Origin of the sequence: Citrobacter sedlakii NBRC 105722, from assembly GCF_000759835.1 — a bacterium.
Lineage (GTDB): Bacteria > Pseudomonadota > Gammaproteobacteria > Enterobacterales > Enterobacteriaceae > Citrobacter_A > Citrobacter_A sedlakii.
Window position 1 is genome coordinate 155,951 of the sequence record NZ_BBNB01000003.1, and the last position, 16,183, is coordinate 172,133.

The 16,183-nt window shown below is 57.1% G+C and carries 15 protein-coding genes; 10 read left to right on the top strand and 5 right to left on the bottom strand.

The genetic code is table 11. The features are described 5' to 3' along the window. Positions 1–115 precede the first annotated feature (115 nt). From nikA to nikR, 6 genes are read left to right on the top strand one after another with little or no spacing between them, the layout of a single operon-like run. Complete coding sequence (gene nikA / locus CSE01S_RS08205; RefSeq protein WP_042286635.1) at positions 116–1,690, top strand: nickel ABC transporter substrate-binding protein; 1,575 nt, start codon at positions 116–118, stop codon at positions 1,688–1,690. Next, entirely contained in the window at positions 1,690–2,634 is a 945-nt protein-coding gene (nikB, locus tag CSE01S_RS08210) for a nickel ABC transporter permease subunit NikB (protein ID WP_042286639.1), read from the top strand. Before nikA ends, nikB begins: the two co-directional genes overlap by 1 nt. After that, a complete protein-coding gene (gene nikC / locus CSE01S_RS08215; protein ID WP_042286641.1) occupies positions 2,631–3,464 on the top strand; it encodes a nickel ABC transporter permease subunit NikC in 834 nt (277 codons plus the stop codon). The genes nikB and nikC overlap by 4 nt, the downstream gene beginning before the upstream one ends. Next, on the top strand, positions 3,464–4,228 hold the full coding sequence (gene nikD / locus CSE01S_RS08220; protein ID WP_042286643.1) for a nickel import ATP-binding protein NikD: 765 nt from the start codon (positions 3,464–3,466) through the stop codon (positions 4,226–4,228). The genes nikC and nikD overlap by 1 nt, the downstream gene beginning before the upstream one ends. Then, positions 4,225–5,025 carry a nickel import ATP-binding protein NikE gene (gene nikE / locus CSE01S_RS08225; RefSeq protein ID WP_042286647.1) on the top strand — a complete coding sequence of 267 codons (801 nt, stop codon included), beginning with the start codon at positions 4,225–4,227 and terminating at the stop codon, positions 5,023–5,025. Before nikD ends, nikE begins: the two co-directional genes overlap by 4 nt. Before the next feature lie 12 nt (positions 5,026–5,037). Continuing rightward, positions 5,038–5,439 carry a nickel-responsive transcriptional regulator NikR gene (gene nikR / locus CSE01S_RS08230; RefSeq protein WP_042286649.1) on the top strand — a complete coding sequence of 134 codons (402 nt, stop codon included), beginning with the start codon at positions 5,038–5,040 and terminating at the stop codon, positions 5,437–5,439. A gap of 81 nt (positions 5,440–5,520) precedes the next feature. Here the strand turns inward: nikR and CSE01S_RS08235 are convergent, their stop codons facing one another. The 5 genes from CSE01S_RS08235 to CSE01S_RS08255 all read right to left on the bottom strand — a co-directional run bounded on the left by CSE01S_RS08235 (position 5,521) and on the right by CSE01S_RS08255 (position 11,209). Beyond that, positions 5,521–5,880, bottom strand: coding sequence for a type II toxin-antitoxin system HicB family antitoxin (locus CSE01S_RS08235; protein ID WP_042286652.1), 360 nt, complete (start codon positions 5,878–5,880; stop codon positions 5,521–5,523). Continuing rightward, positions 5,877–6,152: a type II toxin-antitoxin system HicA family toxin gene (locus CSE01S_RS08240; RefSeq protein WP_042286656.1), complete on the bottom strand. Its 276-nt coding sequence runs from the start codon at positions 6,150–6,152 to the stop codon at positions 5,877–5,879. The genes CSE01S_RS08235 and CSE01S_RS08240 overlap by 4 nt, the downstream gene beginning before the upstream one ends. A 124-nt stretch (positions 6,153–6,276) precedes the next feature. Next, positions 6,277–7,401: an ABC transporter permease gene (locus CSE01S_RS08245; RefSeq protein ID WP_042286658.1), complete on the bottom strand. Its 1,125-nt coding sequence runs from the start codon at positions 7,399–7,401 to the stop codon at positions 6,277–6,279. Then, complete coding sequence (gene rbbA / locus CSE01S_RS08250) at positions 7,401–10,145, bottom strand: ribosome-associated ATPase/putative transporter RbbA (RefSeq protein WP_042286662.1); 2,745 nt, start codon at positions 10,143–10,145, stop codon at positions 7,401–7,403. Before rbbA ends, CSE01S_RS08245 begins: the two co-directional genes overlap by 1 nt. Beyond that, positions 10,142–11,209 carry an HlyD family secretion protein gene (locus CSE01S_RS08255; protein WP_042286665.1) on the bottom strand — a complete coding sequence of 356 codons (1,068 nt, stop codon included), beginning with the start codon at positions 11,207–11,209 and terminating at the stop codon, positions 10,142–10,144. Before CSE01S_RS08255 ends, rbbA begins: the two co-directional genes overlap by 4 nt. Before the next feature lie 632 nt (positions 11,210–11,841). On the opposite strand from CSE01S_RS08255, the gene CSE01S_RS08260 reads away from it, so the two are divergent. From CSE01S_RS08260 to CSE01S_RS08275, 4 genes are all read left to right on the top strand, one after another. Further along, entirely contained in the window at positions 11,842–12,795 is a 954-nt protein-coding gene (locus tag CSE01S_RS08260; RefSeq protein ID WP_042286667.1) for a hydroxyacid dehydrogenase, read from the top strand. A gap of 10 nt (positions 12,796–12,805) precedes the next feature. Further along, the gene (locus CSE01S_RS08265) at positions 12,806–13,504 is read left to right on the top strand and encodes an RraA family protein (RefSeq protein ID WP_042286670.1); all 699 of its coding nucleotides are present in this window, start codon (positions 12,806–12,808) and stop codon (positions 13,502–13,504) included. 65 nt (positions 13,505–13,569) lie between these two features. Beyond that, on the top strand, positions 13,570–14,964 hold the full coding sequence (locus CSE01S_RS08270) for a DASS family sodium-coupled anion symporter (RefSeq protein ID WP_042286947.1): 1,395 nt from the start codon (positions 13,570–13,572) through the stop codon (positions 14,962–14,964). 11 nt (positions 14,965–14,975) lie between these two features. Continuing rightward, positions 14,976–16,139, top strand: coding sequence for a metallo-dependent hydrolase (locus CSE01S_RS08275; protein WP_042286672.1), 1,164 nt, complete (start codon positions 14,976–14,978; stop codon positions 16,137–16,139). The last annotated feature ends 44 nt before the right edge of the window (positions 16,140–16,183 follow it).

Genomic DNA, 16,183 nt, shown 5'->3' on the forward strand with positions numbered 1-16,183 from the left:
GTATAATTCCCGCCTTTCACCGCCCTTCTATTGATCCAGAACACGTCAAAAGTATGATGATTCCTTAGAATCGTCATACTTCTTTAGTCGTACTCCTACAGCATTCAGGATCACTATTTTGTCCAGACTACGCCGCACACTCTTTGCGCTGCTGGCCTGTGCGTCCTTCTTCGCGCACGCCGCCGCGCCTGACGAAATCACTACCGCCTGGCCGGTCAACGTCGGGCCGCTTAACCCGCATCTCTATACCCCTAATCAGATGTTCGCCCAGAGCATGGTGTACGAGCCGCTGGTGAAATACCAGGCGGACGGATCGGTAAAACCGTGGCTGGCAAAAAGCTGGACCCACACGGCGGACGGGAAAACCTGGACCTTCACGCTGCGCGATGACGTGACGTTTGCCAATGGCGAACCGTTTGACGCCCCTGCCGCGGCGGAAAATTTCCGCGTGGTGCTCGACAACCGCCAGCGTCATGCCTGGCTTGAACTGGCCAACCAAATCGTCGACGTCAAAGCGCTGGGCAAAACCGAACTGCAAATTACCCTGAAGAGCGCCTATTACCCGTTCCTGCAAGAGCTGTCCCTGCCGCGCCCTTTCCGCTTTATCGCCCCGTCGCAGTTTAAAGACAATGAAACCCTGCGCGGCATTAAAGCGCCGATCGGCACCGGACCGTGGGTACTGAAAGAATCAAAGCTTAACCAGTACGACGTGCTGGTGCGTAACGAACGTTACTGGGGCGACAAGCCGCCGATCAGGCAAATCACCGTCAAGGTGATCCCTGATCCAACCACCCGCGCGGTGGCGTTTGAAACCGGCGAAGTTGACCTGCTGTACGGCAATGAAGGACTGTTGCCGCTCGACACCTTTGCCCGGTTCAGTCAGAACCCGGCGTACCGTACTCAACTTTCACAGCCGATAGAGACGGTGATGCTGGCGCTGAATTCCGCCAAAGCGCCCACCAACGAGCTGGCAGTGCGTGAAGCGCTGAATTATGCGGTGAACAAAAAATCACTGATCGACAATGCCCTGTACGGCACCCAGCAGGTGGCCGACACGCTGTTCGCCCCGAGCGTGCCCTACGCCAATATCGGCCTGACGCCGCGCCAGTACGACCCGCAGCAGGCCAAAACGCTGCTGGAAAATGCGGGCTGGAAGCTCCCGGCGGGCAAAGACATCCGCGAAAAAATGGGTCAGCCGCTGCGCATTGAGCTGTCGTTTATTGGCACCGACGCGCTGAGCAAATCCATGGCGGAAATCATTCAGGCCGATATGCGCAAAATTGGCGTCGATGTCGCTCTGATCGGCGAAGAAGAGAGCAGTATCTATGCCCGCCAGCGTGACGGTCGCTTTGGCATGATTTTCAATCGCACCTGGGGCGCGCCGTACGATCCGCACGCCTTTATGAGCTCAATGCGCGTCCCCTCCCACGCCGACTACCAGGCGCAGCAGGGACTGGCTGACAAGCCGATCATCGATAAAGAGATCGGCGAAGTGCTGGAAACCACCGACGAAACCACGCGTCAGGCGCTGTACAAAGACATTCTGACCCGTTTGCACAATGACGCGGTGTATCTGCCCATCAGCTACGTCTCCATGATGGTGGTGGCAAAACCTGAGCTGGGCGAAATCCCTTACGCGCCAATCGCGTCGGACATCCCGTTTGAACAGATAAAACCGGTGAACCCCTGATGTTGCGTTACATAGTGCGGCGCATTCTGCTGCTGATCCCGATGATTTTCGCCGCCTCGGTGATTATCTTTTTGATGTTGCGTCTGGGTACCGGCGACCCGGCAATGGACTACTTGCGCCTGTCGAATCTGCCGCCGACGCCGGAGATGGTCGCTTCGACGCGCGTAATGTTGGGGCTGGACCAGCCGCTTATCGTGCAGTATGGCAACTGGCTGTGGAAGGCGCTGCATCTGGACTTCGGCATCTCGTTCGCCACTCAGCGCCCGGTGCTGGATGATATGTTGAACTTCCTGCCCGCGACCCTGCAACTGGCGGGCGCGGCGCTGATATTAATTCTGCTCACCTCTGTGCCGCTTGGTATCTGGGCGGCGCGCCACCGCGATCGCCTGCCGGATTTCATCGTGCGGCTGATCGCGTTCCTCGGCGTCTCAATGCCCAACTTCTGGCTCGCTTTCCTGCTGGTGATGTTCTTTTCCGTGTACCTGCAATGGCTACCCGCGATGGGCTACGGCGGCTGGCAGCACCTTCTTTTGCCTGCGCTGTCGATCGCCTTTATGTCGCTGGCGATCAACGCCCGTCTGTTGCGCGCCAGCATGCTGGAGGTTGCCGGGCAGCGCCACGTCACCTGGGCGCGACTGCGCGGTCTTAACGAGAAACAAACCGAACGTCGCCATATTCTGCGCAACGCCTCGCTGCCGGTCGTCACCGCGGTGGGGATGCACATCGGCGAGCTGATCGGCGGGACGATGATTATTGAAAACATCTTCGCCTGGCCCGGCGTCGGGCGCTACGCCGTATCGGCGATTTTTAACCGCGACTATCCGGTGATTCAGTGTTTTACGCTGATGATGGTGGTGGTGTTTGTGGTCTGTAACCTGATTGTAGATTTGCTGAACGCCGCGCTGGACCCGCGCATTCGCCGCCATGAAGGAGCGCATTCGTGAACTTTTTTCTCTCTGCTCGCTGGTCGGTACGTCTGGCGCTGGTCATTATCGCGTTGTTGGCGGTGGTTGCGATCACCAGTCAGTGGTGGTTGCCGTACGATCCGCAGGCGATCGATTTACCGTCGCGTCTGCTGGCCCCCGACAGCCAGCACTGGCTTGGCACCGACCATCTGGGGCGCGATATTTTTTCCCGCCTGCTGGCGGCGACAAAGGTGTCGCTGGGGTCAGTGATGGCCTGCCTGCTGCTGGTACTGGCGCTGGGGCTGGTCGTTGGCGGCAGCGCCGGACTGATGGGCGGTCGCGTCGATCAGATAACGATGCGCGTCGCGGATATGTTTATGACGTTCCCAACCTCGATCCTGTCGTTCTTCATGGTCGGTGTACTGGGAACCGGGCTGACCAACGTAATTATCGCCATCGCGCTGTCCCACTGGGCGTGGTATGCGCGAATGGTGCGCAGCCTGGTGATCTCCCTGCGCCAGCGCGAGTTCGTACTCGCTTCGCGCCTTTCCGGCGCCGGTCACGTGCGGGTGTTTATCGATCATCTGGCCGGTGCGGTAATCCCTTCCCTGCTGGTGCTGGCGACGCTGGATATCGGCCATATGATGCTGCACGTCGCCGGTATGTCATTCCTCGGCCTCGGCGTCACCGCGCCGACGGCGGAATGGGGAGTAATGATTAATGACGCGCGCCAGTATATCTGGACCCAGCCGCTGCAAATGTTCTGGCCGGGGCTGGCGCTGTTTGTCACCGTGATGGCCTTTAACATGGTGGGGGACGCCCTGCGCGATCACCTCGATCCTCATCTGATTACGGAGCATGCCCACTGATGCCGCAACAGATTGCATTACAGACTCTTGCCCTGGAGGCGGACCGTCCGCTGGTACACGGAGTCTCATTAACGCTGAAACGCGGACGGGTGCTGGCGCTGGTGGGCGGCAGCGGCAGCGGTAAGTCGCTGACCTGCGCGGCGGCGCTCGGTATCCTGCCCGCAGGCGTTCGCCAGACGGCAGGCGTCCTCCTTGCCGACGGCAGGCCGGTATCGCCCGGCACGCTGCGCGGCATCAAAATCGCCACTATTATGCAAAACCCGCGCAGCGCCTTTAATCCGCTTCATACCATGGCGACACACGCGCGGGAGACCTGCCTGGCGCTGGGGAAATCCGCCGACGACGCCACGCTTATCGCGGCGCTGGATGCTGTCGGGTTGGACAACGCGGAGCGTGTGCTGAAGCTGTACCCGTTTGAGATGAGCGGCGGCATGTTGCAACGTATGATGATTGCTATGGCGGTGCTGTGCGACGCGCCGTTTATCATCGCCGACGAACCGACGACCGATCTTGACGTGGTCGCCCAGGCGCGCATCCTCGAGCTGCTGGAACGCATTATGGCTGAGCGCGCGCCAGGTATGCTGCTGGTGACGCACGACATGGGCGTGGTGGCGCGGCTGGCCGACGACGTAGCGGTGATGGATAACGGCAGGATCGTCGAACAGGGCGAGGTGGAAACGCTGTTCCATGCGCCGCAGCACAGCGTAACCCGCAGTCTGGTGTCGGCGCATCTGGCACTGTACGGAATGGAGTTAGCCTCATGACCTTACTCAGCGTCTCTGCCCTGTCACATCAGTATGCGCACGCGAACCTCGGCGGAAAACATCCGCATCAGGCGGTACTGAACGATATCTCACTGAACCTGCAAAGCGGCGAAACCGTGGCGCTGTTAGGCCGTAGCGGCTGCGGGAAAAGCACCCTCGCGCGTCTGCTCGTCGGGCTGGAGTCACCGACGCAGGGGAGCGTAAGCTGGCGCGGCGAACCGCTGGCGACACTGAACCGGGCGAAACAGAAAGCCTTTCGCCGGGATATTCAGATGGTGTTCCAGGACGCTATCAGCGCCGTTAATCCGCGCAAAACCGTCTGCGAGATCCTCCGTGAGCCGATGCGTCATTTGCTCTCGCTGTCGAAAGCCGACCAACTGGCGCGGGTGCGCGAGATGCTGAACGCGGTCGATCTCGACGTTTCGCTGCTGAACAAACGCCCGCCGCAGTTGAGCGGCGGCCAGCTGCAGCGCGTCTGCCTGGCGCGAGCGCTGGTGGTAGAGCCGAAACTGTTGATTCTGGACGAGGCGGTATCGAACCTCGATCTGGTGTTGCAGGCCGGGGTGATCCGTCTGCTCAAAAAATTGCAGCAACAGTTTGGCACCGCCTGTCTGTTTATCACCCACGATCTGCGGCTGGTCGAGCGTTTCTGCGAGCGGGTGATGGTGATGGACGACGGGCGAATCGTGGAAACGCAGACCGTTGGCGAGAGGTTAACATTTTCCTCTGAGGCGGGACGTGTGTTACAAAACGCGGTACTTCCCGCTTTTCCCGTGCGCCGTCGCGCCATAGCCTGAGGTTTATAACAGATGCAACGAGTCACCATTACCCTCGATGACGATCTCCTGGAGACGCTGGACAGCCTGAGTCAGCGCCGGGGCTATCACAACCGTTCCGAAGCGATCCGCGATATCCTGCGCGGCGCGCTGGCGCAGGAAACCACGCAGGAACACGGCACCCAAGGCTTCGCGGTGCTTTCCTATGTGTACGAACATGAAAAACGCGACTTAGCCAGCCGGATTGTTTCCACGCAGCACCATCACCACGACCTTTCCGTTGCCACCCTGCATGTGCATATTAATCATGACGATTGCCTGGAGATCGCGGTGTTGAAAGGCGACATGGGCGACGTGCAGCATTTCGCCGACGATGTCATCGCCCAGCGCGGCGTGCGCCACGGCCATTTGCAGTGCCTGCCAAAAGAAGAATAACGTCGCCGCATCCGGCAAAAGATCGAGTGCGCTGCGCTTCTCCGGCCTGGCGCAGTTCGCGACCGCAGGCCGGCTCAGGCATTAAGCCTGTTTCAAACGTTCACTAAGGGTATCGATAATCCAGGTATTGACGGACACCTGTTCTTCCGCCGCTGCGGAACTTAAGCGTTCGCCAAAAGATTCCGGATAGCGAAGCGTAAACGTTTTCATTTTTTCCGTATGTGCATAAGGTTCGATTCCCGCTTCCCGGCAATCCGCAAGATATTCGTTTAAAGAGATTTCGCCCTCTTCCTGTAAACCCTGAATGCTGTCTGAGACAAAATCGCAATGACCCGATAACCCAAGGAATTTACCGCGAAACGCGTTTAGTTCAGGCACATAATGAATCACGGCAGGATGCCCCGCGATTTCCATTGCGTTTGGCGTTTTAGGTTTGATCATGGTTTAACCCCTATGCTTATTAGCCAGTCGCGCACACTCTCCACTGCGCCTTTATCTGTATCCGGTGAAGGATGCGGTCGGTGAAAACAAGCAATACTATTGTTTAATAAGAATTTGCATCGAGAGCCGCGTCCTTCTTTAATTTCACCGCCTAACGCTTTGACCAGAGACTCTATGTCTAACCACTTTATTGCTTGTGGTACAGGCGTTTTAAAGAGTTGCTCCAGCGTATTCCTTTGCTTTTTCCGCAAGGATAACACCTGCTGCCTCATAACATTCCCTTTTTGACTTCATCCTTTGACGTCAATTTTATGACAGCATAAAGTGAAGTCAAGCCTCCGCTACCGGGTGCGCTGCGCTTCTCCGGCCTGGCGCAGTTCGCGACCGCAGGCCGGATTACGCCATCGTGCCGATCGTTTTCCGGAAGCGGAACAAGGCGATCAGGAAGAAGGCGCTGCCAATAGCCAGCAGGGTGAGGAACTGCGGCCACACGATGCCAAACCCCGCACCGCGATAGAGAATCGCCTGCGCCAGCGAGACAAAATGGGTGGTTGGCATGGTCAGCATGATGTCCTGGACCGCCTCCGGCATACTTTCGCGCGGCGTCGAACCGCCGGAAAGCATCTGTAACGGCAACAGCACCAGAATCATTAGCAGGCCCAGTTGCGGCATGGAACGCGCCAGCGTGCCCATAAAGATACCAATGGAAGTGGTGGCGAACAGGCTCAGCGCTACGCCCAGCATAAACAACGGGATCGAACCTTCGATCGGCACGCCGAGCACGCCTTTCACCATCAGCAGCAGCGACAGGCCAGAAACCACCAGCACCACCAGCCCCATCGACCAGACCTTCGCCATCATGATCTCAAACGGCGTAATCGGCATCACCAGCAGGTGTTCAATGGTGCCGTGTTCACGTTCACGGATCAGCGCCGAGCCGGTCAACACAATCGCCAGCATGGTGATGTTGTTAATAATCGCCATTACGCCGCCAAACCACGCCGGGTCAAGGTTCGGGTTAAAACGCATTCGCGTCTCCAGTGAGACCGGCGGCTCGCTGTTGTCGCGATAACGGGCGACAAAACTGTTCACCTCGCCGTTAATGATATTTTGAATATAGCTGTTGCCGGTAAACGCCTGGCTCATCCGCGTGGCGTCAACGTTGACCTGAATATCCGGTTGCCGTCCGGCCAGCACGTCGCGCTGAAAATTGGGCGGAATGTTCACCGCAAAGGTGTAGCGACCCGCGTCCAGCCCGGCGTCCATTTCGTCAGCGGTGATCATTTCCGGCGGTAAAAACCACGGGCGATAAAAGCTGTTCACGATGCGATTCGACAACGGCGATTGATCCATGTCGGCAATCGCAATCGGCGCCAGATGCAGCGAACCGGGCAGTACGGTGGCGGAGGAGTATACCGAGACGGTAAACGCGAAAACGATCAGCGTCAGCATCGCTTTATCACCCAGCAGGCTGCGTAACTCTTTAATGCCCAAATTGAAAATATTGCGTAACCGGCGCATTACCCCTCCTGTTTTTTCAGCAGCAGAATGCTCAGTCCCAACACCAGCGGAATGGCCACCAGCAGCGGCAGGAACTGCGGCCAGAGATCGGCGAGATCCAGCGCTTTCGAAAATGTTCCGCGGGCGATCGTCAGAAAATGGCTGGTCGGGTAGATCTCGCCAATCCACCGGCCTGGACCTTCCAGCGAAGCCACCGGATCGATCATTCCTGAAAACTGGGTGGCCGGGATCAGCGTGATAATGGACGTACCGAAAATTGCCGCAATCTGGCTTTTCATAAACGTAGAAATCAGCAGACCCATGCCGGTGGCGATGGTGACATATAGCAGCGCCGCGAGGCTGAGCGTCAGAAAACTGCCCTTATGCGGAACGCCAAACACGAACACCGACAGCGCGCAGAGCAGCAGAAAATTGAGCATCCCCAGCGCGATATACGGCAGCTGTTTGCCGAGCAGAAATTCGCTGCGGGTGGTCGGCGTTACGTACAGGTTGATGATTGACCCGAGCTCTTTTTCCCGTACCACGCTCAGCGCGCTGAGCATGGAAGGGATCATCATTAATAGCAACGGGATCACCGCCGGAACAATAGCGGGCAGACTTTTCACGTCCGGGTTATAGCGATAGCGGGTTTCGATGGTCAGTAAACCGGACTGCGTTACGGGCGTTGGCTGGCGGCCCGCCACCTCCTGCAGCCAGCTTTGGTGCATCGCCTGTACATAACCTTTCACCGTCTCGGCGCGGCTCGGCATCGCGCCATCAACCCATACGCCAATGTCCACCGGCGTGCCGCGGGCAATGTCGCGGCCAAAATCAGGCGGAATTTCAATCGCTACCGCCACTTCACCCGCGCGCATTCGCCGGTCGAGATCGTCATAACTGGTAAGCGGTGGTTGTTCAATAAAATAACGGGAACCGGACAGGTTGAGCGTCCACGCCTGGCTGCTGACTGTCTGGTCGCGGTCGAGCACCGCAAAGCGCAGGTTTTCAACGTCCATGCTGATGCCGTAACCCATGATCAGCATCAGGATCACCGTCCCCATCAGCGCCAGCGTTGAACGAACCGGATCGCGACGCAGCTCCAGCGCTTCGCGACGGCTATAGCTGAACAGACGGCGCAGGCTGAAGCCCTGGCGCGGCGGTTTTTCCTGTTCATGCGTCATCTTCAGCGGCAACGACGCGTCCGGCGTCGGGGCCGGACCCGACGCTTCCGCCAGCCAGGCAATAAACGCGTCTTCCAGCGTGGCGGCGCCGCGCCGTTCTACCAGTTCCCGCGGTGTGCCGCTGGCCAGCACTTTCCCGGCGTGCATCAGCGACATGCGGTCGCAACGCTCCGCCTCGTTCATAAAGTGGGTGGAGATAAAAATGGTCACTTTGTCGCGACGGGATAAATCGACCATCAGTTGCCAGAACATATCCCTGGCGACCGGATCGACGCCGGAAGTCGGTTCGTCAAGGATCAGCATTTCCGGGCGATGGATCACCGCCACGGCCAGCGACAGGCGTTGACGAATGCCGAGCGGGAGCGACGTCGGCAGGATGTCTTCCACTTCGGTGAGCATAAAGCGTTTGCTCATCTCATTGACCCGCGCCGGGATCTCCGCTTGCGGTATATGAAAAAGGCGGGCGTGCAGCTCCAGATTTTGCCGCACCGTCAACTCGCTGTAGAGTGAAAAGGCTTGCGACATATAGCCGACGCGGCGGCGAGTTTCGATATCCTTCGGATCGACCGGTTGACCAAACAGCCACGCTTCGCCTTCGCTTGCGGGCAGCAACCCGGTCAGCATTTTCATGGTGGTGGATTTCCCGCAGCCGTTCGAACCGAGAAAGCCAAAAATCTCGCCGCGCGGAATGCGGAAGTTAACGTGATCGACAGCGACGAAATTGCCAAAGCGCATAGTCAACGCTTTCGCCTCTATCGCAATTTCCGCCTGTTCCGCGTCATACGGCGGGATAGTCACCGGTTTGTGGGCCTGCCGCTGCGCCTCGGGTAAAAGGGCGATAAACGCCTGCTCCAGCGAATCGCTGGCGGTTTGCTCGCGCAACGCCTGCGCGCTGCCGGTTGCCAACACCTCACCCGCGTTCATTGCCACCAGCCAGTCAAAACGTTCAGCCTCTTCCATATAGGCCGTCGCGACCAGCACGCTCATGTTGGTCTGACGCTGGCGAATGCTGTCGATAAGGTCCCAGAACTGCGCGCGGGAAAGCGGATCAACGCCGGTGGTCGGCTCGTCGAGAATCAATAACTGCGGGTCGTGGATCAGGGCGCAGCACAGTCCCAGCTTTTGCTTCATGCCGCCCGACAGTTTTCCGGCGGGACGGTCGCGAAACGGCGCCAGCCCGGTGCTGTTCAACAGTTCATTGATACGCGCTTCGCGCTCGGCTTTGCTATGCCCAAACAGGCGGGCAAAAAAGTCGACATTTTCATACACCGACAGCGTGTGGTAGAGGTTTTTTCCCAGTCCCTGCGGCATCCAGGCGATGCGCGGACACACCTCGCGGCGGTGCTTCGGGTCGCGCATATCGCCGCCAAGCACCCTCACGTTTCCCTGTTCGATCGCCCGCGCGCCGGAAATCAGCGACAGCAGGCTTGATTTTCCCACCCCGTCCGGGCCAATCAGCCCCACCATGCAGCGGGCGGGAATGTCCAGCGTGATGTTGTTCAGCGCGACCGTAGCCCCGTAATGCTGACTCACGCCGTCAAGGTGCGCCACGGGAGGTACGGAAACCTGCGCCAGATGCGTCATTGCGGCAGCCTCACTGCCAGCGACTCAGGCCACGGGAGTTTTTCATCCAGCCTCACCCACGCCATTCCCGGTAGCCCGGTTTTCACATATTCCAGATGCTGTTCGAGCAGTTCCGGTGGGATACGCGCCTTGACGCGAAACATCAGCTTCAGTCGCTCATCGCTCGTCTCAACGGTCTTCGGAGTGAACTGGGCGACGCTGGCGACAAAGCTAATGGTGGCGGGAATACGCAGCGTCGGCGCGGCATCCAGCACCAGTCGCGCTTCGCCGCCAATCTTCAGCAGTCCGGCCTGTTCGGTAGGCAGGAAAAAGGTCATATAAACATCGCTGAGATCGACCATATTCAGCACCCGACCTCCCGCCGCCAGTACTTCGCCCGGTTCCGCCACCCGGTACTGCACCCGGCCATCGCGCGGCGCTTTCAGTTCACTGTCCTCAATGTCGGCGACGATGCGACGTTCGGTGGCCTGCGCGGCTTCCACGCGGGTTTGCGCCTGAATGATGCTGGTACGCGCGGCCTCGATCGCCGCGTTAGCGGCAGAGACCTGCGCTTTTGCCGACTCCAGCGCCGCGCGGGCGCTTTCGGCGGCGGCGCGATCGTCATCCAGTTGCTGCGCCGACACCGCGCCACGCTGGGAAAGCGAGCGTGAGCGAAGGTGACGATTAGAGACCGAAGCCAGCTCGGCTTCACGCTGTTTCACCACCGACTGCGCGGCGCGGGTTTCGCTCTGGCGCTGCTCAAGAAGCGCCCGCGCGGCGGCAACGGCGCTTTCCGCTTCTTTAATTTGCGCGATGGCTTCCAGCCGTTGCTCCTGCAACACGCGGGTATCCATCTTCGCCAGCACCTCGCCCTGGCGAACAAACTGCCCCTCTTTCACCAGAATAGCGTCAATGCGTCCGGCGATTTTGGTGGCGATATCCACTTCCGTCGCCTCGATCCTGCCGTTACTGGCGGCAAAGCCCTCCGGCACGCCAGCGGGGCGCAGCATCCACCACGCCGCCGCCGCGACCACCGCCAGCACGCCTGCCACCCACCACGCCAAATGACGTTTACTCTTGTCCATAATCGACCCGCCATAATCCCTGTCAGCAAACCATGCGTGTTACAACACCCACCGAACGCGCGTTCAGCGGGATCTTCCTTCCGGGATAAGAAGGAAAGCGAGAAAGTAGCCGTGCGGCATCCGGGCGTCAGCGCGACGCGTGCCGTGAAGGAAAGTGAATGATGGAGAAGTGCGAAAAACGGGTAGTAATGTTGTCATCATCAGCGATCCTGGCCGTAAATGAAACACGCATACTCATAACTACTATCAATAGGATACTAACACCTGCGATTAATAAGTCTATTCAGTAATTCTTGTCAATGACGCCCGTAACGGAATTCACTTATCGCCCTGCATTGTCCCGGGCTGAACGAAGGCCGTACTCTGGCGCCGCAGGGCGCTGGCATGGACGATGTGATCGCGTTCCATTTCGGATTTCATTCTGCATTTCACCCCCCTTTCACTTTGCAAATATCGCTATTTCGGCGGCCAGCCAGAATGTGAAGAACATCACCTGAACAGTTCTCACCCGCCTCACCCATTTAAAAAATAATAGATTATTTTCAATGCATTATAAAAATTCACTGCGTTCTGCAAGGTTATGGCACGCCCTCTGCAATATCACCGGTGTAATCAACACTGGAGATAGTTAAATGACGTACAAAATTTTACTCCCGCAGGAAATCATGGCAGAAGGGAGAGAATATCTGGAAAGCCGCGGTTATGAGCTGATTACCGGCTCAGGCATGGAAGAAGAGGACATTATCCGCGATATCCCGGATTGCGACGGTATTATCGTTCGCCTGTCCAAAATGTCCGATCGCGTCTTTGAAGCGGCTAAAAAGCTGAAGGTGGTCGCACGTCACGGCGCGGGTTACGACACTGTCGATCTTGAATCAGCCAAACGCCACGGCGTGGTGGTTCTTAACGCGCCTATCGCCAACAGCATGTCGGTTGCCGAACTGACGATTTTCTACATGTTGCACTGCTCGCGTAACTTTAAGCTGGTCGAAGAAAAGATGCTTGAAGATTACTACTGGGCCAAACTGCGTACCCCCAAAGTGGAGCTGGATGGCAAAACGCTCGGCCTGATCGGGGTGGGGAATATCGGCTCCCGCGTGGCCCTGAAAGCCCTGCACGGCTTCAACATGAAAGTCATTGCGTACGATCCGTATAAAACCCAGCAGCAAGTGCCGCAGGGCGTCCAGATGACGGATGACTTCGAACGCATCTTTAAAGAGAGCGACTTTGTTTCGCTGCATTGTCCGACCACCGCCGAAACCACCGATTTTGTCGGTGAAAAACAGTTCTCCCTGATGAAACCTTCGGCCTATTTCATCAACACCGCGCGCGGCAAGCTGGTGGATGAAAAAGCGCTTTATCACGCGCTCACCAGTAACACCATCGCAGGCGCAGGCATCGATGTGCTGAAAAAAGAGCCATTCGACGCCAACGATCCCATTTTTTCACTGAGCAATATCGTGATTGGGCCGCATATCGGCGCCGCCACGATCGAAGCGACCGATCGCGCTTCACTGCATTCCGCCATCGGGATTGATGAAGTCCTGTCCGGTAAAAAACCGTCCTGGCCGGTTCCGGGTTTTTAAGGAGAAAAACATGTCTATTGGCAACCGTATTTTTTTACAACGCCCGCAAGGCAATCCTGAACTGCTCAAAGCGTATGAACAGCTTCCGGCGGCAAATATTGCCGACACCATGAACCGTATCGCGGTACTCGGCAACGGCATAAAGCGTATTTCCGCGCCGAAGAAGCCGATTATGGCAGGGTTTGCTATCACCGTGAAAGCGCGCGCCGGGGATAACCTGATGCTGCATGCGGCGCTGGATATGGCGACGGAAAACGACGTGATTGTGGTCTCTAATGAAGGCGACCGCTCCCGCGCGCTGATGGGGGAGATCATGGTGGCCTACGCGCACTGCTGCAAAAAAATCGCCGGAATTGTGCTCGACGGCCCCATCCGTGATATCGACGCGCTTTCCGTCCTCGACTTCCCGCTCTTTGCTACCGGCGCAAACCCGGCAGGCCCCTTTAAGGAAGGGCCGGGCGAAGTGAATACGCCGATCGCCGTCGGCGGTGTGGCGGTGAATCCCGGCGACCTGATTGTCGGCGACGCCGATGGCGTCATCGTGGTGCCGCTTGGCGACGCCGAAGCGCTGCTGGCGAAAGCAAAAGAGTATTCAAAATTTGACGCAAGTAAGGTCGAAGCGGCTAAAAACGGCGCCGCGAACCGTCAGTGGGTTAAGAAGACGCTTGAAGACAAAGGCGTTGAGTTCATCGACGACACTTACCGTTAATACGAATAAATAATAAAACGCCGCGACGCCTGATGAGCCGCGGCTTTAAAGCAAAGGTAATTAACATGCTTTATTTAAAACTCTTACCCATTATTTTTTTCCCGGTCTTGTTCTGGATAATACCTAATCCTGAAGGCGTTTCCGCCGCCACCTGGCATATGGTGGGGATTTATCTGGCAATGCTGTGCGGCCTGGTGCTGCGCCCGTTTACCGATGCGGTGATCATGCTGATTATTCTGGGGTTCGCGTCTCTGGTGCTCGATCCCGGTCCGCTGTTTGCCGGATTCGGCAGTCCGATGGTCTGGTTTATTATCAGCGCCTTTATCATCTGCAAAGCGTTTGTGATCACCGGCCTCGGCAAGCGCATCGCCTATATGCTGCTTAAGCGTTACGGGAAGAATACCCTGACGCTCGGCTATTTGATGATGGTAACCGATACCGTTCTCGCGCCCGCCACCGGCTCAAACATGTCCCGTTCCGGCGGCATCACCTACCCCATTTTCCGCAACATTGCCGAAGCGCTGGGCTCAAAGCCGGATGAGGGCAGCCGCAAAATCGGCGCTTATCTGACTATCCTGATGTATGTCGTCTCAATGGGCACCTCCAGCCTGTTTCTGACCGGGATGGCCACCAACTCAATTACCGTGTCGCTGGCGAACGAAATTATGAAGGTCAACCTGGAATGGATGACCTGGTTTAAGGCCGCCATCGTGCCCGCCGGACTGGTTCTGCTGCTGTCGCCATGGATCCTGTATAAAATCTACGCGCCAGAGTTAAAAACAATCGCCAACGTGAACGACATCGCTGAAAAAGGCCTGCGTGAGCTGGGGCCGGTGAAGCGGGAAGAAAAACTGCTGATCGTCTTTTTCATCCTCGGCGTACTGGGCTGGATGACGGGTTCGCTCACCGGCATCGCCTTTATACCTGTGGGACTGGCTTTCCTTGCCTGTCTGTTGCTGTTTGGCGTTTTAAGCTGGAACGATGTGGTCAGTGAGAAATCCGCCTGGCAAACCTTTGTCTGGTACGGCGCGTTCTATGGCTGCGCGGTGGCGCTGTCAAAGGGCGGTTTTTATGTCTTCCTCGTCGACGTCATCAAAAACTATCTTGATTTGTCGCACCTGAGCGAATTCAGCGCCATCGCGGTGCTGGTGTTTATCAGCCTCGCGGTACGTTACTTCTTCGTCTCTAACAGCGCTTTTGTCGTCTCGTTCTACCCGGTGCTGTTTACTCTTGGCATGACCACCCAGGCGCACCCGATGTATGTGGCGCTGTCTTTAGCGTTTTCAGCAGGTTATGGCGCATTGTTGACCCACTACGGCAACGGCGCGGGGGTTTTTACCTTCTCCAGCGGCTATGTCCCGCAAAAAACCTTCTGGCTGTTAGGTACCATTATGGTGGTGATTAACGTTCTGGTTTACTTCCTGATCGGCATTCCTTACTGGAAATTCATCGGTATTTAAAGGAGATAGCAATGAAACTGGATATTCTGATCAAAAATGGCCTGATTGCCGATGTCGAAAGCAATGAATACCTGAATCGCAGCATCGGGATTATTGGCAACCGCATTGTCGATCTGGATAACGTCGACGCCACCCAGGCGGAAACGGTGATCGATGCCGCTGGCTGTCTCGTCCTGCCGGGTCTGATCGACTTTCATGCCCATGTGTTTCATGGCGGTACGGCAATCAGCGTGAACCCGGATATTATCTGCCTGCCGAATGGCGTCACCAGCGTGGTGGATGCGGGAAGCAGCGGATGGGTGAACTACGCGTTGTTTCGTCACAGCGTGATCGCATCTTCAATGGTAAAGATAAAAAGCTATCTCAACGTGGTGAACGTCGGGCTTTCCACGCTCGGGGGCGGGCCAACCGGTTATCTGGAAAACACCAATCCCGCGAATTACAACGTGGAACGCATTGCCCGGACGCTGGCGGAAAACAGCGACAATATCCTTGGTCTGAAGCTGCGTTACAGCCAGGATATTGCGAAGGGAAAAGCGTACTCCAGCGATCCTTTCCTTACCACCGTCGCGCTGGCGCGTGAGCTGAACACTTCCCTCTGCGTTCATGTTACAGATGCCCTGCTGCCCGCCGATGAGCTGATAGGTCATTTTCAGGCAAACGATATATACGCCCACTGCTTCCACGGTACGGGTCACTCGATACTGAACGCGCAGGGCGAAGTTTACCCGGCGGTGAAACAGGCCAAAAAGCGGGGCGTGATTTTCGACTGCTCCAACGGGGTGGCGCATTTTGACTTCAACGTGGCCAGCAATGCGATGGAGCAAGGTTTTTACCCGGATATCATCAGCACTGACCTGACGCAAAGAAATAGCCTGCGGACGGATAAGGTGTACAGCCTGCTGCACGTAATGTCGAAATATCTCAACATGGGCATGTCATTTTTTGACGTCCTGCGCGCAGTCACCACCACGCCAGCCCGCCTGATGAAAATGGAAGGAGACATCGGCACGTTAAAGCCTGGCGCGTTTGCCGATATTTCCCTTGTGAAGCTACGCAAGGAGCGGATCGTCTTTGAAGATACCCGCGGCGTAAAAATAGAGGGCGATCGGTATATCGATAACTGCGCCACACTCTGCAACGGTCAGATTGTTTATCGTCGTCTTCATTTCTGAGCATTGCCTGTTGAACCTTACACAATGGTTTGTGTAAGGTTCTT